The sequence below is a fragment of the Halorubrum miltondacostae genome (genome assembly GCF_041379815.1).
In the GTDB taxonomy this organism is placed as follows: domain Archaea; phylum Halobacteriota; class Halobacteria; order Halobacteriales; family Haloferacaceae; genus Halorubrum; species Halorubrum miltondacostae.
Map to the genome: position 1 here is coordinate 757,503 of NZ_JBEDNY010000001.1, position 16,764 is coordinate 774,266.

General features: G+C 70.9%; 19 protein-coding genes. 11 read left to right on the forward strand and 8 right to left on the reverse strand.

Annotated features, from left to right (window positions below):
* Positions 1-10: 10 nt before the first annotated feature.
* Together ABNG04_RS04185 and ABNG04_RS04190 are read right to left on the reverse strand one after the other, a co-directional pair.
* The gene (locus tag ABNG04_RS04185) at positions 11-361 is read right to left on the reverse strand and encodes a hypothetical protein (RefSeq protein ID WP_371160297.1); all 351 of its coding nucleotides are present in this window, start codon (positions 359-361) and stop codon (positions 11-13) included.
* Between the two features lie 98 nt (positions 362-459).
* Positions 460-1,194 (reverse strand): MBL fold metallo-hydrolase, encoded by a 735-nt coding sequence (locus ABNG04_RS04190; RefSeq protein WP_371160299.1) that lies wholly within the window; start codon positions 1,192-1,194, stop codon positions 460-462.
* Between the two features lie 157 nt (positions 1,195-1,351).
* Between ABNG04_RS04190 and ABNG04_RS04195 the strand changes: the two genes are divergently transcribed.
* From ABNG04_RS04195 to ABNG04_RS04215, 5 genes are all read left to right on the forward strand, one after another.
* Positions 1,352-1,483: a hypothetical protein gene (locus ABNG04_RS04195; RefSeq protein WP_371160301.1), complete on the forward strand. Its 132-nt coding sequence runs from the start codon at positions 1,352-1,354 to the stop codon at positions 1,481-1,483.
* A complete protein-coding gene (locus ABNG04_RS04200; protein WP_371160303.1) occupies positions 1,480-2,550 on the forward strand; it encodes a DUF7972 family membrane protein in 1,071 nt (356 codons plus the stop codon). The genes ABNG04_RS04195 and ABNG04_RS04200 overlap by 4 nt, the downstream gene beginning before the upstream one ends.
* 376 nt (positions 2,551-2,926) lie before the next feature.
* Positions 2,927-3,973 carry an aspartate-semialdehyde dehydrogenase gene (gene asd, locus ABNG04_RS04205; protein ID WP_371160304.1) on the forward strand — a complete coding sequence of 349 codons (1,047 nt, stop codon included), beginning with the start codon at positions 2,927-2,929 and terminating at the stop codon, positions 3,971-3,973.
* A gap of 78 nt (positions 3,974-4,051) precedes the next feature.
* Positions 4,052-4,258 (forward strand): hypothetical protein, encoded by a 207-nt coding sequence (locus ABNG04_RS04210; RefSeq protein ID WP_371160305.1) that lies wholly within the window; start codon positions 4,052-4,054, stop codon positions 4,256-4,258.
* A gap of 93 nt (positions 4,259-4,351) precedes the next feature.
* On the forward strand, positions 4,352-4,978 hold the full coding sequence (locus ABNG04_RS04215; RefSeq protein WP_371160307.1) for a class I SAM-dependent methyltransferase: 627 nt from the start codon (positions 4,352-4,354) through the stop codon (positions 4,976-4,978).
* A gap of 18 nt (positions 4,979-4,996) precedes the next feature.
* Here ABNG04_RS04215 and ABNG04_RS04220 read toward each other — a convergent pair whose 3' ends face one another.
* Entirely contained in the window at positions 4,997-6,985 is a 1,989-nt protein-coding gene (locus ABNG04_RS04220) for a 3-hydroxyacyl-CoA dehydrogenase/enoyl-CoA hydratase family protein (protein WP_371160309.1), read from the reverse strand.
* Between the two features lie 251 nt (positions 6,986-7,236).
* Here ABNG04_RS04220 and ABNG04_RS04225 point away from each other — a divergent pair, with 251 nt between their 5' ends.
* Entirely contained in the window at positions 7,237-7,791 is a 555-nt protein-coding gene (locus tag ABNG04_RS04225; RefSeq protein ID WP_371160757.1) for a DNA-3-methyladenine glycosylase family protein, read from the forward strand.
* 56 nt (positions 7,792-7,847) lie between these two features.
* Here ABNG04_RS04225 and ABNG04_RS04230 read toward each other — a convergent pair whose 3' ends face one another.
* A complete protein-coding gene (locus tag ABNG04_RS04230; protein WP_371160311.1) occupies positions 7,848-8,294 on the reverse strand; it encodes a ribbon-helix-helix domain-containing protein in 447 nt (148 codons plus the stop codon).
* Between the two features lie 78 nt (positions 8,295-8,372).
* Positions 8,373-9,728: a putative ATP-dependent zinc protease gene (locus tag ABNG04_RS04235; RefSeq protein ID WP_371160313.1), complete on the reverse strand. Its 1,356-nt coding sequence runs from the start codon at positions 9,726-9,728 to the stop codon at positions 8,373-8,375.
* Positions 9,729-9,838: 110 nt separating this feature from the next.
* Between ABNG04_RS04235 and ABNG04_RS04240 the strand changes: the two genes are divergently transcribed.
* A complete protein-coding gene (locus ABNG04_RS04240; RefSeq protein WP_371160314.1) occupies positions 9,839-10,888 on the forward strand; it encodes a succinylglutamate desuccinylase/aspartoacylase family protein in 1,050 nt (349 codons plus the stop codon).
* 68 nt (positions 10,889-10,956) lie between these two features.
* Here ABNG04_RS04240 and ABNG04_RS04245 read toward each other — a convergent pair whose 3' ends face one another.
* The gene (locus tag ABNG04_RS04245) at positions 10,957-11,478 is read right to left on the reverse strand and encodes a DUF7979 domain-containing protein (protein ID WP_371160316.1); all 522 of its coding nucleotides are present in this window, start codon (positions 11,476-11,478) and stop codon (positions 10,957-10,959) included.
* An 86-nt stretch (positions 11,479-11,564) separates the two neighbouring features.
* A complete protein-coding gene (locus tag ABNG04_RS04250; protein ID WP_371160317.1) occupies positions 11,565-12,329 on the reverse strand; it encodes a pirin family protein in 765 nt (254 codons plus the stop codon).
* A gap of 162 nt (positions 12,330-12,491) precedes the next feature.
* Between ABNG04_RS04250 and ABNG04_RS04255 the strand changes: the two genes are divergently transcribed.
* Together ABNG04_RS04255 and ABNG04_RS04260 are read left to right on the forward strand one after the other, a co-directional pair.
* Positions 12,492-13,100, forward strand: coding sequence for a class I SAM-dependent methyltransferase (locus tag ABNG04_RS04255; RefSeq protein WP_371160318.1), 609 nt, complete (start codon positions 12,492-12,494; stop codon positions 13,098-13,100).
* Positions 13,097-13,510: a hypothetical protein gene (locus tag ABNG04_RS04260; RefSeq protein WP_371160319.1), complete on the forward strand. Its 414-nt coding sequence runs from the start codon at positions 13,097-13,099 to the stop codon at positions 13,508-13,510. The genes ABNG04_RS04255 and ABNG04_RS04260 overlap by 4 nt, the downstream gene beginning before the upstream one ends.
* A gap of 19 nt (positions 13,511-13,529) precedes the next feature.
* Here the strand turns inward: ABNG04_RS04260 and ABNG04_RS04265 are convergent, their stop codons facing one another.
* Entirely contained in the window at positions 13,530-14,855 is a 1,326-nt protein-coding gene (locus ABNG04_RS04265; protein WP_371160321.1) for an OFA family MFS transporter, read from the reverse strand.
* Between the two features lie 272 nt (positions 14,856-15,127).
* Here ABNG04_RS04265 and ABNG04_RS04270 point away from each other — a divergent pair, with 272 nt between their 5' ends.
* Positions 15,128-15,625, forward strand: a complete 498-nt coding sequence (locus ABNG04_RS04270) for a universal stress protein (protein ID WP_371160323.1) — start codon at positions 15,128-15,130, stop codon at positions 15,623-15,625.
* 91 nt (positions 15,626-15,716) lie between these two features.
* Positions 15,717-16,760, forward strand: a complete 1,044-nt coding sequence (locus tag ABNG04_RS04275) for an NAD(P)/FAD-dependent oxidoreductase (RefSeq protein ID WP_371160325.1) — start codon at positions 15,717-15,719, stop codon at positions 16,758-16,760.
* Positions 16,761-16,764 lie beyond the last annotated feature (4 nt).

Consider the following 16,764-nt stretch of genomic DNA (forward strand, 5'->3'; position numbering starts at 1 on the left):
CGTACGGGGACTACAATTGGATTTCAGCCAGCGAGAGGTCGTCGAACACGACGTCGAGGTAACCGACGACACGCTCGAACTTCTCGGAGATCTGCTCTAGGCTATACTGGTAGCTGGCGTTGCCGTACTCGGCCCACTCGTCAGTCGAGGGGGTCCCGGAGTACAGCTGACCGTCGAGGTGCGTGACGACTTCGCAGGCGACGATCCGCTGTCCCTCGGGGGTCGACTTGACCCCCAGCACGTCGAGCTCCATCTGGTCGCCTCGCTCCATGGAGCGCTGGTTGTGCGTGACCAGATCGCACTCTTCGACGACGCGAAGGTACGCCCCGACCAGTTGCTCTCCTGGCTGCGCTCGTGTCACCGCCGACCCTCCGAGCGGGCGTGGCATCGGGTTCCGCCACGTGGTTCGTTCACGCAGAGAGGTCTCCGACGAGCGGCCAAACGGTTCCCCCGCCCGCCTCAGAACTCGATCCGCTCGCCGTCCTCCGGCACGCGCACGTCCTCAGTCGCCGCCCGCAGCTCCTCGCGCGAGAGTAGACAGTGGTTGATCGCCTCCATGTGGACCACGGCGACGGCGGCGTCGGTGGCCTCGCGCACGGCCGCGACGTCCGCTACTCCCATCGTGATCGGCTCCCCTTGGTTGAACCGGGCCGCACCCCCGTTGAGGACGACTGCGTCGGGATCGAACTCCCCGAGCGTCTCCGCGACCGGCTCGTACCAGACCGTGTCGCCGGCGAGGTACAGCGTCTCTTCGCCCTCGAAGACGAACCCGGAGACCGGCCCCATCTGCTCGGCCAGTTTCCCGTGCCCGTGGCGACCGGGCGTCCGGTGGAGCGTGACGCCATCGAACGCCGCCTCGTCCGCGACGGGTCGCACGTCGGTGAACCCGTCCTCGGCGAACGCCTCCGCCTCCGCGGGCTGGCAGAACAGCGGCACGTCCGCGTCGAGTCGCTCTCTCGCCGCGTCGTCGAAGTGGTCGGGGTGCCGGTGCGTGACGACCACCGCGTCGTGCGACAGGTCGGCGTCGGGCAGCGGGACGAGCGGGTTGTTCCGGTCGTTCGGCGTGTCGTCGATCGGCGGGAGCGCCCCCTCGGGTGCGAGCAACGGGTCGACGAGGAACGTCGTCCCGTTGACGGTCGCGAGGAGCGTGGCGTTGCGGACCAGCGTGACGTCGAGGTCGGCGGCTGTCGACATACCACTCCTTCGGCGAGTGGCGGGTTGTGGGTTGCGTCCGGCCTCACGGTCGGCTCGGACCGAACCGGACTGTCGACGGCTCGAGGGCGTCCGCGGACGCGCGGGTCATCGACCGCCGCATACATTTATTCCACCGCGCCCTGTCGTGTCCGGCAGCATGTACCCGGAGTCCGCGGTGGAGCGCCTCGGTCCGCGCCGAGCGAGCGCAGGTGTCGGTTCGGCCGCGACCCGCGGGGTCGACGCGGCCGGTCTCGACGACGACCGCGCGCCGACCGCCGGAGCGCGATGAGCGGAGCCGCGGGATCCGAGGCGAGCCCGGACGGACCCGAGCGCCGCGAGAGCGCGGACACCGCGGACACGATGCGCGAGCGCGCCGACGAGAACCGAGCGAAGCTCTGGCTGCTGTTGCGCGCGAACCGCCTCGTCGTCGCGGGCGTCCTGACGCTCGCCGTCTTCGTCGCGTTCGTCGCCGCGGCGACCTCCCTCTCCCCGTCGCTCGCCGGGAAAGTCGGGGCGAGCGACCCGATCGAGACGCTGTTCGCCTCGACGATCACAGCGATCGTCACGGGTGCGACGCTCGTCGTCACGATCGGACAGCTCGTGCTCACGCAGGAGAACGGCCCGCTCGGAGACCAGCAGGAGCGAATGGACGACACGCTCGCAGTCCGCGACTCCGTCGCCGATCTGACCGGCGAGCCCCCGCCGACCGACCCCGCCGCCTTCCTCGACGCGCTCCTCGCGGCCGCGACGGGGCGCGCTCGCGCCCTCCGCGAGTCGGTCCGCGAGCGCGCCGACGAGAGCGACGCCGACGAGACGGGCGTCGCGGCGGACGTCGACGAGTTCGCCGCGGGGGTCGTCGGCAACGCGGACGCTGTGCGCGGCCGACTCGACGGGGCCGAGTTCGGCTCCTTCGACGTGGTGTTCGCCGCCCTCGACTTCGACTACGGCCGGAAGCTCGGCCGGGTCGAGCGCATCGCGGACGAGCACGGCGACGCCCTCACCGACGCGGAGCGCGACCGACTTGACGGGCTCCGGGAGGCGCTGTCGCTGTTCGGCCCCGCCCGCGAACACGTGAAGACGCTGTACTTCCAGTGGGCGCTGATCGACCTCTCGCGGCTCATCCTCTACGCCGCGGTCCCGGCGCTGGTCGTCGCGGGGGCGATGGTGACGGTCGTCGACGCCGGTACGTTCCCCGGGAGCACGCTCGGGATCGCCCACGTGACGCTCGTCGTCGGGGGCGCGTTCGCGGTCGCCCTGCTCCCGTTCTCGCTGTTCGTCGCGTACGTGCTCCGGGTGCTCACCCTCGCGAAGCGGACGCTCGCCATCGGACCGCTGGTGCTGCGGGACTCGGAGTGACTGACGCTGTCGCTGTTCGGGAGTTCGGTGTCGCCCGCAACACTAACGACCGGTCTCATCTCCGGCGGCGTGCCGCGTCGACCGGGAAACCCTCGTGGCGGGCGGTCGCCTGCGCGGCGACGGGCGGGTCGCGTCAGCGACCGGTGTGACGCGCCTGGGTTCTCCGCGCTGTCATCGCTCCCATCGGGGAGTACTCGGGCGGGGACTGATGGCGCGCGGCGGGAAGTACCGCCCCGAGCGGCTTAACGCTCCTGCTCCGCGAGCGACGCCGCGCGCGGCCCTCGCACCTCACTCGATTCGGGCGGCGACGCGCCGCGACCGGCGGTATCGACGCCTATCCGAACGCACTTACGTCCCTGTCACGGACCCACGCGCAATGTCTGTACGAGTCGGCATCCTCGGCGCGACCGGCGCGGTCGGCCAGCGGTTCATCCAGTTGCTCGACGACCACCCGACCTTCGAGCTCGCCGCGGTCACCGCGAGCGCAGAGAGCGCGGGGAAGAGCTACCGCGAGGCCGCAAAGTGGCGCGTCGACACGCCCATCCCCGACGACGTCGCCGAGATGGAGGTCGCCGAGACGACCCCCGCCGGCGTCGCGGGCGACGACATCGACCTCCTCTTCTCGTCGCTCCCCTCCGGTGTCGCGGCCGAGGTCGAACCCGCCTTCCTCGAGGAGGGCTACGTCGTCTCCTCGAACTCCTCGAACGATCGCATGGCCGCGGACGTACCGCTCACGATCCCCGAGATCAACCCGGACCACCTCGGCCTCATCGAGGTCCAGCGCGACGAGCGGGGCTGGGACGGCGCCCTCGTGAAGAACCCCAACTGCTCGACGATCACGATGGTCCCCACCCTGGCCGCGGTCGACGAGTTCGGCCTGGAGAGCGTCCGCGTCTCGACGCTCCAGGCGGTCTCGGGCGCCGGCTACTCCGGCGTCACCTCGATGGAGATCATCGACAACGCCATCCCCCACATCGGCGGCGAGGAAGACAAGATGGAGACGGAGTCGCGCAAGCTGCTCGGCGAGTTCGACGGCGCGGAAGTCGCCCTCCATGACGCCGACGTGGCCGCCTCCTGTAACCGGATCCCCACGCTCGACGGCCACCTCGAGAACGTCTTCGCCGAGTTCGCCGACGACCCCTCGCCGGCGGACCTCCGGGAGGCGATGCGCTCGTTCGAGGGCGTCGGCGACCTCCCCAGCTCGCCCGACCAGCTGATCAAGGTGTTCGGCGACGACGACCCCGAGCGCCCGCAGCCCCGCCTCGACCGCACGTACGCGGACGGGATGGGGATCGTCGCCGGCGGCGTCCAGACGACCGACGCCGGCGCGAAGTACAACTGCCTCGCGCACAACACGATCCGCGGCGCGGCCGGCGCCTCGCTGCTCAACGGCGAACTCCTCGTCGAGGAAGGCTACGTCTGAAACGGGGGCGACCGCGACGGGTCGCGACGGATCCCGACCGTCACGCACATTACTCTCCGCGTTGCGCTCACCGCTACCATGGCAGAGCCGACCCGCTCCCTCCGCCGAGGCGTCGCCCTGATCCTCGTCCCGCTGTCCGGTGCGACGACGCTCCCCGCGTTCGTCGAGTCCGCGCTTCCCGGCGTCTCCGACGTCGTCGGGGTCGCCCTCTTCATCGCCGCCGTCGCCTACCTCATCGCCAGCGTCGGCAGGCAGGTAGCCGCGGCGGCCGACACGCCGCTGTGACCTGCCTTGAGCGGCACCGAACACCCGAGACGGTCGGACCGCGACCCTCCGACCACCGAAGCGTTCAACCGACCGCCGCGAGTGTCTCCGCACATGGTGGACAAAAACGTCGTCCGCCGCGGGTACGACGACCTCGCGTCGACGTACGCGGCCGACCGCGTCGAGGACGGCCGCGGCCGAGCCGTCCTCGATCGGTTCCGCGCGTCGCTGTCGCCGGACGCGCGCGTCCTCGACGCCGGCTGCGGGCAGGGAACGCCCGTCCTCCGGGCGCTGAGTGAGGCTGCGACCGCCGTCGGCGTCGACCTCTCGCGCACGCAGCTGACGCTGGCCGCCGAGAACGCTCCCGCGGCGTCGCTCGCGCAGGGTGATGTGATTGGGCTTCCGTTCCGCGACGACGCCTTCGACGCGGTGACGGCCTACCACTCGCTGATCCACGTTCCGGAGGGCGAACACCAGACCGCAGTCGACGAGTTCGCCCGCGTCCTCGGCGAGGGCGGCAGACTCCTCTGCTCGGAGGGGCCGGAACCGTGGCACGGCGAGAATCCGGACTGGCTCGACACCGGCGTCGAGATGCAGTGGCACATCGCGGGTGCCGAGGCGACCCGGCGACACCTCCGGAACGCCGGCTTCGTCGTCGAACGCGAGTCGACGGTCGACGACTCGCTCGCCGACGGCGACGACGCGCGCTGGACGTTATTCACGGCGCGACTCACGGAGTGAGCCGCCCGGGTCGCGCCGTTACTTCCCTTCGAACTCGGGCTCGCCGTCGCCCATGAACGCCGTGACGCCCTCGATGAGGTCGTCGGTGTTCATCACGTGGCCGAAGCCCATCGCCTCGACTTCGAGGCCGGCCTCGTTGTCGGTGCGGCCGGCGTGGATCGCGCGCTTCATGTACTTCTGGGCGATCGGCGGGCCGCCCGCGAGCTGCTCGGCCAGCTCCTGCGCCCGCTCGTCGAGTTCGTCGCCCGGGACGACCTCGTTGACGAAGCCGTAATCGGCCATCGTCTCGGCGTCGTAGCGGTCGGCGGTGAGGATGATCTCCTTCGCGCGCCCCTCGCCGACGACCCGCGCGAGCCGCTGCGTGCCGCCCCAGCCCGGGAGCAGCCCGAGGTCGAGCTCCGGCTGGCCGAGTTCGGAGCGCTCGGAGGCGATCCGCATGTCCGCCGCCGTCGCGAGTTCCATCCCGCCGCCGAGGCAGTAGCCGTCGATGGCGGCGATCACGGGCTTGTCCGACTCCTCGAACTTACCGAACGTCTGCTGGCCCTGTCGAGAGAGCTCGACGGCGTGGATCGGGTCCGCACCGCCGGCGGCCATGCTCTGGACGTCCGCGCCGGCGGAGAAGGCGCGGTCGCCCGCGCCGGAGAGCAGGATCGCCCGGACGTCGTCGTCGCCGTCGAGCAGGTCGATCGCGTCGGCGAGCTCGTCGAGCACGTCGCCGCTGATCGTGTTCATCCGGTGCGGGCGGTCGATCTCGACGTGCCCGACCCGCGCGTCGGCGTCGACGTCGACGTTCAGCACCTCGAACGTTGGCCCGCGCTCCGCGTCGCCGGCGCCCCCGGCGTCGCCCCGGAAGCCCCCGGACTCTGCGGCCTCGCGGAGGTAGTCGGTCGCCTCGTAGCGCGCCTCGCCGGTCTCCTCGGCGAGCGCGTCAAGCGTCTCGACGAGGGCGTCGAGCCCCTCCTCGTCTGCCAGCTTCGCCGGGCCGTCGGGGAAGCCGGCGCCGAGCTTGACCGCCTCGTCGATGTCGTCGGCGTCGGCCACGTCGTTGCCGATCAGGCCGGCCGTCTCGTTGGCCATCACCGCGAGCAGGCGGCGGCGCACGTCGTCGTCGAGCGCGTCGCTCGGGATCTGCGCGCCGTCGCCGTCCTCGTAGTCGTAGAACCCCTTGCCGGTCTTCTTGCCGAGGTCTTCCGCCTCGACCTTCTCGCCGAGCAGCGGGCAGGGCCGGTAGGCGTCGCCGAGGACCTCGTGCATGTACTCCAGCACATGGTAGCCCACGTCGATGCCGACCTGGTCGGCGAGTTCGAACGAGCCCATCGGCAGGCCCATGTCGAACTTGGTCGTGGAGTCGACCGCCTCCATCGTCGCGTCGCCGGACTCGACGATCCACGCCGCCTCGTTCATCAGCGGGACGAGGATGCGGTTGACGATGAAGCCGGGGCTGTCCTTCCGGACCCGGACGGGGGTCTTCCCCATCGACTCCGCGAGCCCCTCGATCAGTTCGAGCGTCTCCTCGCTCGTGTGCTTCCCGGAGATGACCTCGACGAGGTCCATCCGCACCGGCGGGTTGAAGAAGTGCATCCCGCAGAATCGCTCGGGGCGGTCAGTGACCTCCGACAGCTCGGTGATAGAGAGGCTGGAGGTGTTGGTGACGAAGACGGCCTCGTCGGGCGCGTGCGCGACGACGTCGTCGTACACGTCCTTCTTGATCGACATCTTCTCCGGGACAACCTCGACGACGACGTCGGCGCCGTCGAGCGCGTCCTCGAGTTCGACGAACGCGTCGACGCGGTCGAGCGCGGCGTCCGCCTCGTCGTCACCGATCCGGTCCTTCTCGGCGAGCTTCCCGAGCGACCACTCGATCTGGTCGTACCCCTTCTGGACGAGCTCCTCGTTGATGTCGCGGAGGGACACGTCGTAGCCGGCGAGCGCGGCCACTTCCGCGATGCCGTGGCCCATGTTTCCGGCACCGAGCACCGTCACGCGCTGGACGTCTTCGAGCTGCATACCGGAGAGTCGGAACCGTCATGGTTGAACGTTTTCATCTTCCAAACGTAAAACGAACTGTAAGTTTATCGACGCGGACGGGCGCTCACGACCGCGTGCCCGGAGGCGGCCCGACCGGATCCTACTCGTGCCTGCGGTCCTCAGATGTCGACATGGACGACGGAGTCGACGGCGCTGCCGACTCGACCGAGGCCGAGTCGCCCGCGGACTCGACCGGTCCGGTCGCGGCGACCCTGTGCGAGGACCCGACGATGGCGACGCTGGTCGACCGGCACGGTCCGCTCGACGTCGCGGCCGCTGACGACGAGTTCGCGCGGCTCTGTACCTCGATCGTGAATCAGCAGCTCTCGACCGCCTCCGCGGCGGCCATCCACGAGCGGTTCGTGGGCGTGTTGGGCGGCGACCCAACCCCGGACCGCGTCCTCCCGGCCGACGAGGCGGCCCTGCGCGAGGCCGGGCTCAGCGGCACGAAGGTCGAGTACCTGCGCAACGTCGCCGTCGCGTTCCACGACGACGAGCGCGACTTCACCCGAGAGGCGCTGGCGGGCGTAAGCGACGAGGTGGTCGTCGACCGACTCACCGCGATCAAAGGCGTCGGCGAGTGGACAGCACGGATGTACCTAATCTTCGCGCTCGGGCGCGAGGACGTGCTCCCGCTCGGCGACCTCGCGGTTCGAAAGGGGATCGAGCGGGTGTACAACGACGGCGAGTCGCTGTCGCGCGCGGAGATGCGGGAGATCGGCGAGGCGTGGCGGCCGTACCGGAGCTACGGGACGCGGTACGTCTGGGCGGAGTACGAGTCCTGAGTTAGGTCGCTCGGTGAGAAGGCGGTCCGGGTTCGTTCCAGGTCGGTGGTTCGGGGTTACCGGTTCCGGCTCGGCGGCTCCGGCTCGGGGTCGGCGGCCGGCGCCGGCTCGTCACTCGCCGCGTCCTCGCGGTACAGCCGGAGGAGCTCCTCCAAGAGGACGGCGTGGCGGTCGCCCGGCACGTACTGGTGGTCGATGAAGTCCTCGGCGTCGCTGAAATTCCCGCGGAGCGCGAGCTTCCGGACGAACGCGACGGAGTCGAAGAACGGCGGTCCGTCCGCGTCGGCGTCGCCGCCGAGCTCCCGCTCCGTGTCGGGGATCACCTCCGCCTCGATCGCGTCGTAGTCGATCGTCTGCGGGTCGTACTCGTCGAGCGTCCGGGAGAGCACGTAGTCGGCGGAGAATCGGTAGAACTCCGATTTGCTCTCGAACTGCCCCTCCTCGACGAGCGATTCGATCTCCTCGACGACCGGCTCGGGGAACCGAACCGTACTCTTCACCATGTGTCCAGTCCTCGACAGCCTCGGTCTTATACTTTTGTCAGACGACCGCGAGAACCGGTTCGCCGGCTTTGGAACGGTCTACTCCTCCTCTTCGAGGATCTCGCCCGCCTCGCCGCGCTCGGTCTCGTCGGTGTCGGCGCGCCGCCGCACGTCGACCCGGTAGTCGGTGAGGATGTCGCGGCCGAGCAGCAGCGGGTACTCCATGTGGCCGCGGTCCTCGACGCTCGCGGTGACGGTGTGCTGGTTGCCGCCGATGCCGATGACGAGGTCGACGACGGGGCGGGCCTTGCCGCCCTTCACGCTGCCCGACTTGACCCGCGTCATGCTCTTGATCGGGCCGGCGCCGATCTCGGCGGCCAGTTGGGTGTCGATGCTCGTCCGTGTCGCGCCCGTGTCCGACTTCGCGAGCGCCTGCGTGGAGCCCGAGGTGCCGGTGACGACGACCTCCTCGATGTAGCCGATGTCGGGCTGTTCGGAGGGGGTCGGCTTCGGGGCCGGGGCGCAGGACGGCCGCGAGTCGTCGAGGGTCGCAGCGACGCGTTCGACCGCCTCGTCGTCGACCTCGCCGCCGACCGTCTCGATCGCCAGCTTCGCGATGTGCGGGGCCGGGCTGGTGCCGGTCGCCTCGAACAGCCCTTTGAACCCGGCCGTGGGGTTCACCTCGAGGACGTACCAGCCGTCGTACCCCTCGACGAGGTCGACGCCGGCGTAGTCGAGGTCCATCACCTCGGCCGCGTAGAGGGCCGTGTCGGCGGCCTCCTGCGGCATGTCGTCCGTGGCGTCCTCCACCGCGCCGCCCAGCGCGACGTTGGTCCGCCAGTCGCCCTCGGGCGCGTAGCGGTACATCGAGCCGACAATCTCGTCGCCGACGACGTACACCCGCAGGTCGCGGTGCTTCTCGTCGTCGCGGTCGATGAGCTTCTGGAGGAACGCCTGCCGGTTGCCGACCTTCGGGTTCACGCGCTCGGTGAGGTCGACCTTCCACGTCCCGCCGCCGTGGGTGCCGATCGCGGTCTTGTACACGCCCACGTCGCCGAACCGCTCGCGGCCCTCGTTGAGGCGGTCGTTCGACAGCGCGAGCAGCGCGTCGGGCACGCGGATGTTCCAGTCGGCGAGCGTCGCGGCCGTGGCGAACTTGTGGATCGACGCCAGCACTGCGTTCGGCTCGTTCAGCATCGGCCGGATGCGCTCGAACGTCGCCGCCAGCCCCAGCAGCTCCGCGGGCTGGTCGGTGTTCGACAGGAGCAGCCGGTTCGCGATCACGTCGACCGCGGGCTCGACGGCGACGTCGCCGTCCTCGACGCTGACCGCCGCGTTCTCCTCGCGGAGCCACACGGGCTCGTGGCCGAGGTCCTCGACGGCGTTACAGATCGCCTTCGTCTCCTTGCTGTTGTGTAGCGACAGCACTCCCACCCGAACCGAGTCCGAACTCATACGTGTCCCTGCGCGGGCCGACGTAAAAGTCGCGCCGATCGGTTCTGGCCCGTGAGACCGCGGGTCGGCCGGTCGCCATATATATACCCGACGCCGCGCTGCGGTGAGGCATGAGCGACGACCGGGCGTTCACGTACAACGGCGGGGCGGTGCCGCCCGGCGAAACGCAGAACATCCGCTACGGGATCAGCGAGACGTACCTCGGCGACCCCGTCCGGATCCCGGTCACCATCGTCAACGGCGAGCGCGACGGGCCGACCGCCTTCCTCACCGCCGCGGCCCACGGCGACGAGCTCAACGGGATCGAGGTCGTCCGCGAGGTCGCCCACGAGTGGGACCTGACTGACCTCGCCGGGACCCTGGTCTGTCTCCCCGTCCTCAACGTCCCCGGCTTCATCGCCCAACAGCGGTACCTCCCCGTCTACGACCGCGACCTGAACCGGTCGTTCCCCGGCAAGCCCGGCTCCACGAGCTCGAAGCGGATGGCCCACCAGATCTACGAGAACTTCATCGCGCCGTGCGACTTCGGACTCGACTTCCACACCTCCACGCGCGGCCGGACGAACATGCTCCACGTCCGCGCCGACATGACCGACGAGGCGGTCCACCGGCTCGCGCTGGCGTTCGGCTCCAAGGTGGTGATCGACAGCGACGGGCCGAGCGGCACGCTCCGCGGCGAGGCGACCGCCGCCGACATCCCCACGATCACGATCGAGATGGGCGAGGCCCACCGGTTCCAGCGCCCGCTGATCGACGACGCGCTCGCCGGCGTGCGCTCCGTCTTCGCGGAGTACGGCCTCTTGGAGACCGACACGGTGCGCTGGCCCGGTTGGCGCACCATCGTCGCCGGCGCGGGCGAGAAGACGTGGCTGCGCGCCGACTCCGGCGGCATCGTCGACACCCACTTCGAGAGCGGCTCGCTCGTCCGCGAGGGCGACCGCATCGCGACGATCACCAACCCGTTCAAGCAGGACGCGGTCGCGGTGGAGGCCCCGTTCACGGGGCTCCTGATCGGCCTGCTGGAGAACCCGGTCGTCTACCCCGGCAACCCCCTGTGTCACCTCGTCGAGATTGGCGAGCCGACCCGCCGCGCGATCGAGGCGAGCGACGCGCCCGAGCCGGTGGGTCAGCCGACGCCCGCGTCGACGGCCGAAGAGTGAGGTCGCAGTCCGGCGGGTCGCCCTCGCGCCGGACGCGATTTGTCACTCGCCGCCGCGACCCCGTCTCGTCACTCGCCGCCGAGCCGCCCCCGCAGCGCGACCGCGGCCCCGGCGACGACCGCGAGGAACCCGGCGAGGAACGCGATCGGCTGGACGAGGACCCGCTGGACTAGGACGACGTCTGACTCTCGCTCGACCGTTCGGGTCCAGAGCTCGTACCGCTCGCCGTCGCGCTCGACGATCAGCAGCCCGTCCCCCAGCCTCGGGTCCGTCGGGTACGCCAGCGAGTCGACGCGCTCGTCGGGGTCCTCGACGCCGAACCCGCCCTCGGGAGCGTCGCGGGCGCGGTCGAACGCCGCTCGGGCAGCCGGGTCGAGGTCGTCGTACGCGACGACCGCGTCGAGGTCGGAGCCGTTCCGCGCCTCGGCCGCCGGCGAGTCGAGGCCGGCGACCGCGTCCGCGCCGACCGGCTGGACCGTGTGCGTGTAGGCGGGGTCGGGCTCGCCGACCGCGACCGGGAGGAACAGCGGGTTCGCCATCAGGCAGACGCCGAGCGCGACGAGCCCGACGGCCGCGAGCGGGGTGCGCATACGCCGCGTTCGGCGGGGCGGGAGTTGAGGCTTTCCGACCGACGCGGACCGTGGTCGACGCGGTCGGTTCCGGTCCGGCGCCGACCCTACCGCCCGATCGTCCCCTGTCGCGTCACCGGCGCGTCTGGGTCGACGAGGAACGCCACGACGGTCGCCCCGTCGTCGCCCGCGGTCACGGTCGGCGGCGCGCTGTCGCCGGTCCACAGGGCGCTCTCCGTCTCCGAGAGCGCGGCGTCACCGACCTCGGCCGACCCCTCGAACACGTACACGTAGGCGTCGCGCCCCTCGATCTCGGGGAGCGTCGCGCTCGCGTCCGCGTTGAGGCGGACGTCGTAGCAGTCGACCGCGTTGCGCACGGTGAACGGGTGGTCAGACCCCGCGGGCGCGAACACGCGCCGCCACTCGCTGGGATCGGGGTCCGGCAGCGGGCCGTGCTGGATCCCGGGCTCCAACCCGAGGTCGTGCGGGCGGACGAATATCTGGAGCATCCGCAGCGGTGGGTCGTCGGCGAGCGTCTCCTCGGCGTGCCAGAAGCCCGATCCGGCGTTCATCACGAGGAGGTGTTCGGCGTCCGTGACGAGTTCGTTCCCCTCGCGGTCGTCGTGGCGCATCACGCCCGCGGGCACCCACGAGACGATCTCCTCGTCGCGGTGCTGGTGTATCCGGATCAGCGTGCCGGGGTCCATGAACGACTCGACGACCGTCGAGAGCGGGCCGTACCCGTGGTCGTCGTGGTCCGGGAGGTTCCGCCCAGGGAAGTTGAACCGCGTGCGGAACTTGCCCTGATCTCGAAAGACCTCGGAGCGGGGCGCGGGAAAGAGGTCGCCGTCGGCCGCGGCGGTGGAGTCCATTACCAGACAGTAAACCGCTCGGCGAAAAAAGCCGTCCGGTGGGGGCAGGCGGGCGGTCGACCGCGGCGGACCGCAGCGGGAGCGTTCCGCGGCGAGCCACGGAGCCACGACATCTCCCGGCGCCGACGCCCTCTTACTCCCGGCGCCCCTGATCCCGGTATCGTGACCACCGTCCTCTCGGACCGCGACCGGCGCAAGCGGGACGACCGCCCCGACGGGACGTTCTACGCTGAGCCGCGGTTCGTCACCCACGCCGACGACGCCTTCTTAGAGCGGCTGACCGCGCTGTACGCGTCTGTGACCGACCCCGGCGACCGCGTCCTCGACGCGATGAGTAGCTGGGTCTCGCACCTGCCCGACACCGACTACGACCGGGTCGTCGGCCACGGGCTCAACGAGGCCGAGTTGGCCGAGAACGACCGCCTCGACGAGTATGTCGTACGCGACTTCAACCGAGATCAGTCGCTCCCGTTCGCCGACGACGCCTTCGATGCCGTCTGCTGTGCGCTGTCGGTCCAGTACCTCCAGTATCCCGGCCCCGTGTTCGAGGAGCTCGCCCGGGTCCTCTCGCCCGGCGGGACGGTCGTCGTCAGCTTCTCCAACCGGATGTTCCCGACGAAGGCCGTCCGCGCGTGGCGGGCCGCTTCGATGGACGAGCGGGCCGACCTCGTCGAGCGCTACCTCGCGGCCAGCGGGTTCGACGTGACGGACCGGATCGCAGAGCGCCCGGGCGGGGACCCCTTTTACGCCGTGGTCGGAACGCTCCCGTGACGCCGCGCCGCGTCGCGGCCGTCGTCGTCGACCTCGCGCTCGCCCTGGCGCTCGGCGCGGCCGCGCGGCTCGCGCACGTCTACTGGTACCGCGCGTTCGAGACGAGCGTCGCCGTCGACCTCGGCGGGTCGGTCGCCCTCGGGGTCGTGCTCGCCGCCGGTCACGTCCTCGTCGCCTCCGGCGACCGAGGCCTCGCCGCGACGGAGCGGCGGCCCGACTCGCGGGCTTGGGGGCCGCGGTCCGTCGTCGGCGCCGGCGCGGCTGGCGTCGCGCTCCACGTCTCGATCGCGCCCGCGTTCACGCCGTTCTCGCTCGGCCCGCCCGGCGTCAACGCGGTGCTCGCGGCCGGCGGGGTCGCAGTCGGGCTCTGGTCGGTCGCAGTCCGGCGGGCGGCGCGGTCGAGCGCGTAGTCGCCCGAAACGACATCGGTCAGTCCGCCGCCGCCGGGTCCGTCGAGCGCAGACCGGAGCCGCTCGGCGGCCGGAGGACGAACACCGCCAGCCCCGCGGCGACCGCCAGCGCGCCGCCGAGGGCGAACGTCGGCGTCCACCCGAGCGTCGCGACGAGGTAGCCGGCGACGGTACCGGAGAACACGCCGCCGCCGACCTTTGCGGTGTACAGGACCGCGTAGTTGCCCGAGGAGTTGGCCGCGCCGTAGTAGTCGGCCAGCATCGACGGGAAGAACACGTACAGCGGCGAGGAAAAGAACATCGCGCCGAGGACGCACGCGACGAAGACGGCGCCGTTGCCCACCTCGCCGGCGGCGACGAGGCCGAGCCGAAACAGCCCGGCGAGGAGGAACGAGCCGGCCATCACGCGCTTGCGGTCGAACCGGTCGGTCGCCTCGCCGAGGATCAGCCGCGAGACCCCCGCGGCGATCGGGAGAAGCGTCGCCGACAGCGTCGCGATCAACGCCGCGAGGCCGAAGTTCTCCGCGAACCGGACCACGTTGGCGATGACGAGGAGGTCCGCGCTCGCCATCGCGATGAACATCGCGTACAGCAGCCAGAACTGCCACGTCGAGAGCATCTCGCGCGTCGAGTAGTTCCGCCCGCGGATCGAGGCGGCGAGCCCCTCGTCGTCGCTGTCGTCGTCCGCGCGGTCCAGCCAGTCGGTCGGCGGGTCCCGGAGGAGGAACGAGCCGACGAGCGTTACGACGAGGATGCCGATCCCGATGTTGCGGAGCACGCTGCTGTACGCTGCCGCGGAGTCGTTCGCCCGCACGTACGGGACGACGAGGGCGCTCCCGGCCGCGAACGCCATCGTCCCGACACCGGTCGTCAGCCCCGTCCGGTCCGGGAACCACTTGACCGCGGTGTTAACCGCGACGGTGTAGACGATGCCAACGCCGATCGCGCCCAGCGAGTACAGCAGGTACAGCTGCCAGAGACTCGTCGCGTACGCGAGTCCGATGTACCCGCCGCCCGCGAGCAGCGCGGCGAGGAATGTGAGCGCCCCCGGACCCCGGCTGTCGCGCCACTTGCCGGCGGGGAACTGCGAGAGCGACTGGAACACGACATAAAACGAGAACACCGCGCCCAGCGCCGGCAGCGCGATGTCGAGGCTCTCCGAGAGCGCCGGGGAAATGGACGACCAGACGTACTGGTACGGGCTCACCGCGGCCATCATCCCGGCCGCGGCGGCGATCTGCCACCAGCGCGAGAAGCCGAGGGTCTCGGCCGCGCGCGCGGCGTAGTCCATCCCCCCGGTCGACTCGTCACCCGCGCCGCCGCCGTCCGCCCCGTTTTCAGCCATCGTCCCCGTCCGTCGATCGCGTGGTGGTGGTCGGTGTCATGTCGTGTCTCTCGGACCGCGACGCCGGGACCGCCGGTCGCGTTCGTACCGGTACTGTCTGGACTGACCGATTAAAACGCGTCGTTGGAGGCGAGGCCCAACTGGATCGCGGGCCGACGGGTCCGGGGATAAATTATGATAATCGTCTATCCTGTCGAAAATTGTTAAGAGGAGCCCGCTCTAACCAATATACGTACTTCACGGACGTCCAAGTGACGGCCCGCATCCATCCCATGTCTACCGACATCGACGCCGCCGACCCCTCGACCGCGCCCCGCGACACCGACCGCACCGCCTCGCCCGCCGAGACGGGGCGCTTCGAACGCGTGCTCGCGGTCACGACCGGCGGCCCGGGCGACGACGCGGCGGTGTCGACCGCCGTCGACCTCGCGGCCGCCCACGGGGCGACGGTTGACGCGCTCTACGTCGTCGACACCACCGAGCACTGGGACCTAGTCGTCGAGCGGCGCGAGCGCGACGGCGAGCGGATCGTGGAGGGCGCCGAGGCCGCCGGCGCGGCGGCCGGCGTCGCCGTTGAGAAGTGGTTCCGCTACGGCACGCCCCACCGTGAGGCGATCGACTTCGCCGCCGCCCACGACGCCGACCTCGTCGTGGTCGGCTCCGCCGACCGCACCGGGCTGGACCGCCTGCTTCGCCCCGAGCCGGTCCCGAGCCGCGTCCGGCGCGGCGTCGACGCCCCGGTCGTGATCGTCGGTCCGGACGACGACTGATCGTCTCTCTCTTCGAGTCGCTGTCCCAGCGAGCGTCTCGTCCCTTCCGCCGCACGCGACCGGTTAAGTGGTCCCGGCCCCAACGATCGGTGTGACAGACGTAGGCATCGTCGGCGCGGGCGCGGGGGCGGCCGCGGCGGCGTTCGTCATCGACAGGACCGTGCCCGACGCGGACGTGACCGTGTTAGAGAAGTCGGGCGGGCTCTGCGGGCGCGCGGCGACCCGCCGCCACGACGACCTCACGTACGACTACGGGGCGAACTATCTGAAGAGCGACAACGACCGCGTCGTCGAGCTGATCACCGAGACGCTCGACGACGAGGGGCTCGTCGACGTGACGGAGCCGGTGTACACCTTCGACGCCGACGAGACGGTGTCGCCGGGCCGCGACGCCGACGAGCACAAGTGGAGCTACCGACGGGGGCTCACCCAGATCGCGAAGCGCCTGTTCGGTCGCACCGACGCGACCGTCCACCGGCGGACCCGCGTCGAGACGGTCCGGCGGACGCGCTCCGAGGACCGGTGGGAGCTCGACGACGCGGACGGCGAGACCCACGGCCCGTTCGACGTCCTCCTCCTGAATCCGCCGGCCCCGCAGACGGCGGAGCTCCTCCGGACGGCCGTGTGGGACGACCCACTCCGCGAGACGCTCGTCGAGGCGGTCGGCGACGTCGCGTACGGCAGCGTCTGGACCGCGGTGTTGCGCTACCCGTTCGCGCTCGACGTGCCGTACTACGCGCTCGTCAACACCGACAAGGAGCACCCGGTCGGCTGGATCTCGCGCGAGGAGTGTAAGGCCGGGCACGTCCCCGACGGCGAGACGCTGCTCGTCGTCCAAGCCAGCGGCGCGTGGTCGACCGAGCACTACGACGACGACCCCGCGGAGAACGTCGCCGCGCTCGCGGACCACGCCGCCGACATCGTCGGCGACGAGCGGCTGGCGGACCCCGCGTGGACTGACCACCAGGGGTGGCGCTACGCGCTCCCAGACGAGGGCGTCGACCGTGGCCCCGTCGACTCGGCGCGCGGCGCGGGGCTCTATCTGCTCGGGGACTGGGTCGCGGGCGAGGGGCGGCTCCACGCCGCCCTCGCGAACGGGCTCGACGTGGGCGAGCACGTGGCGTACGGGCTGTAGAGGA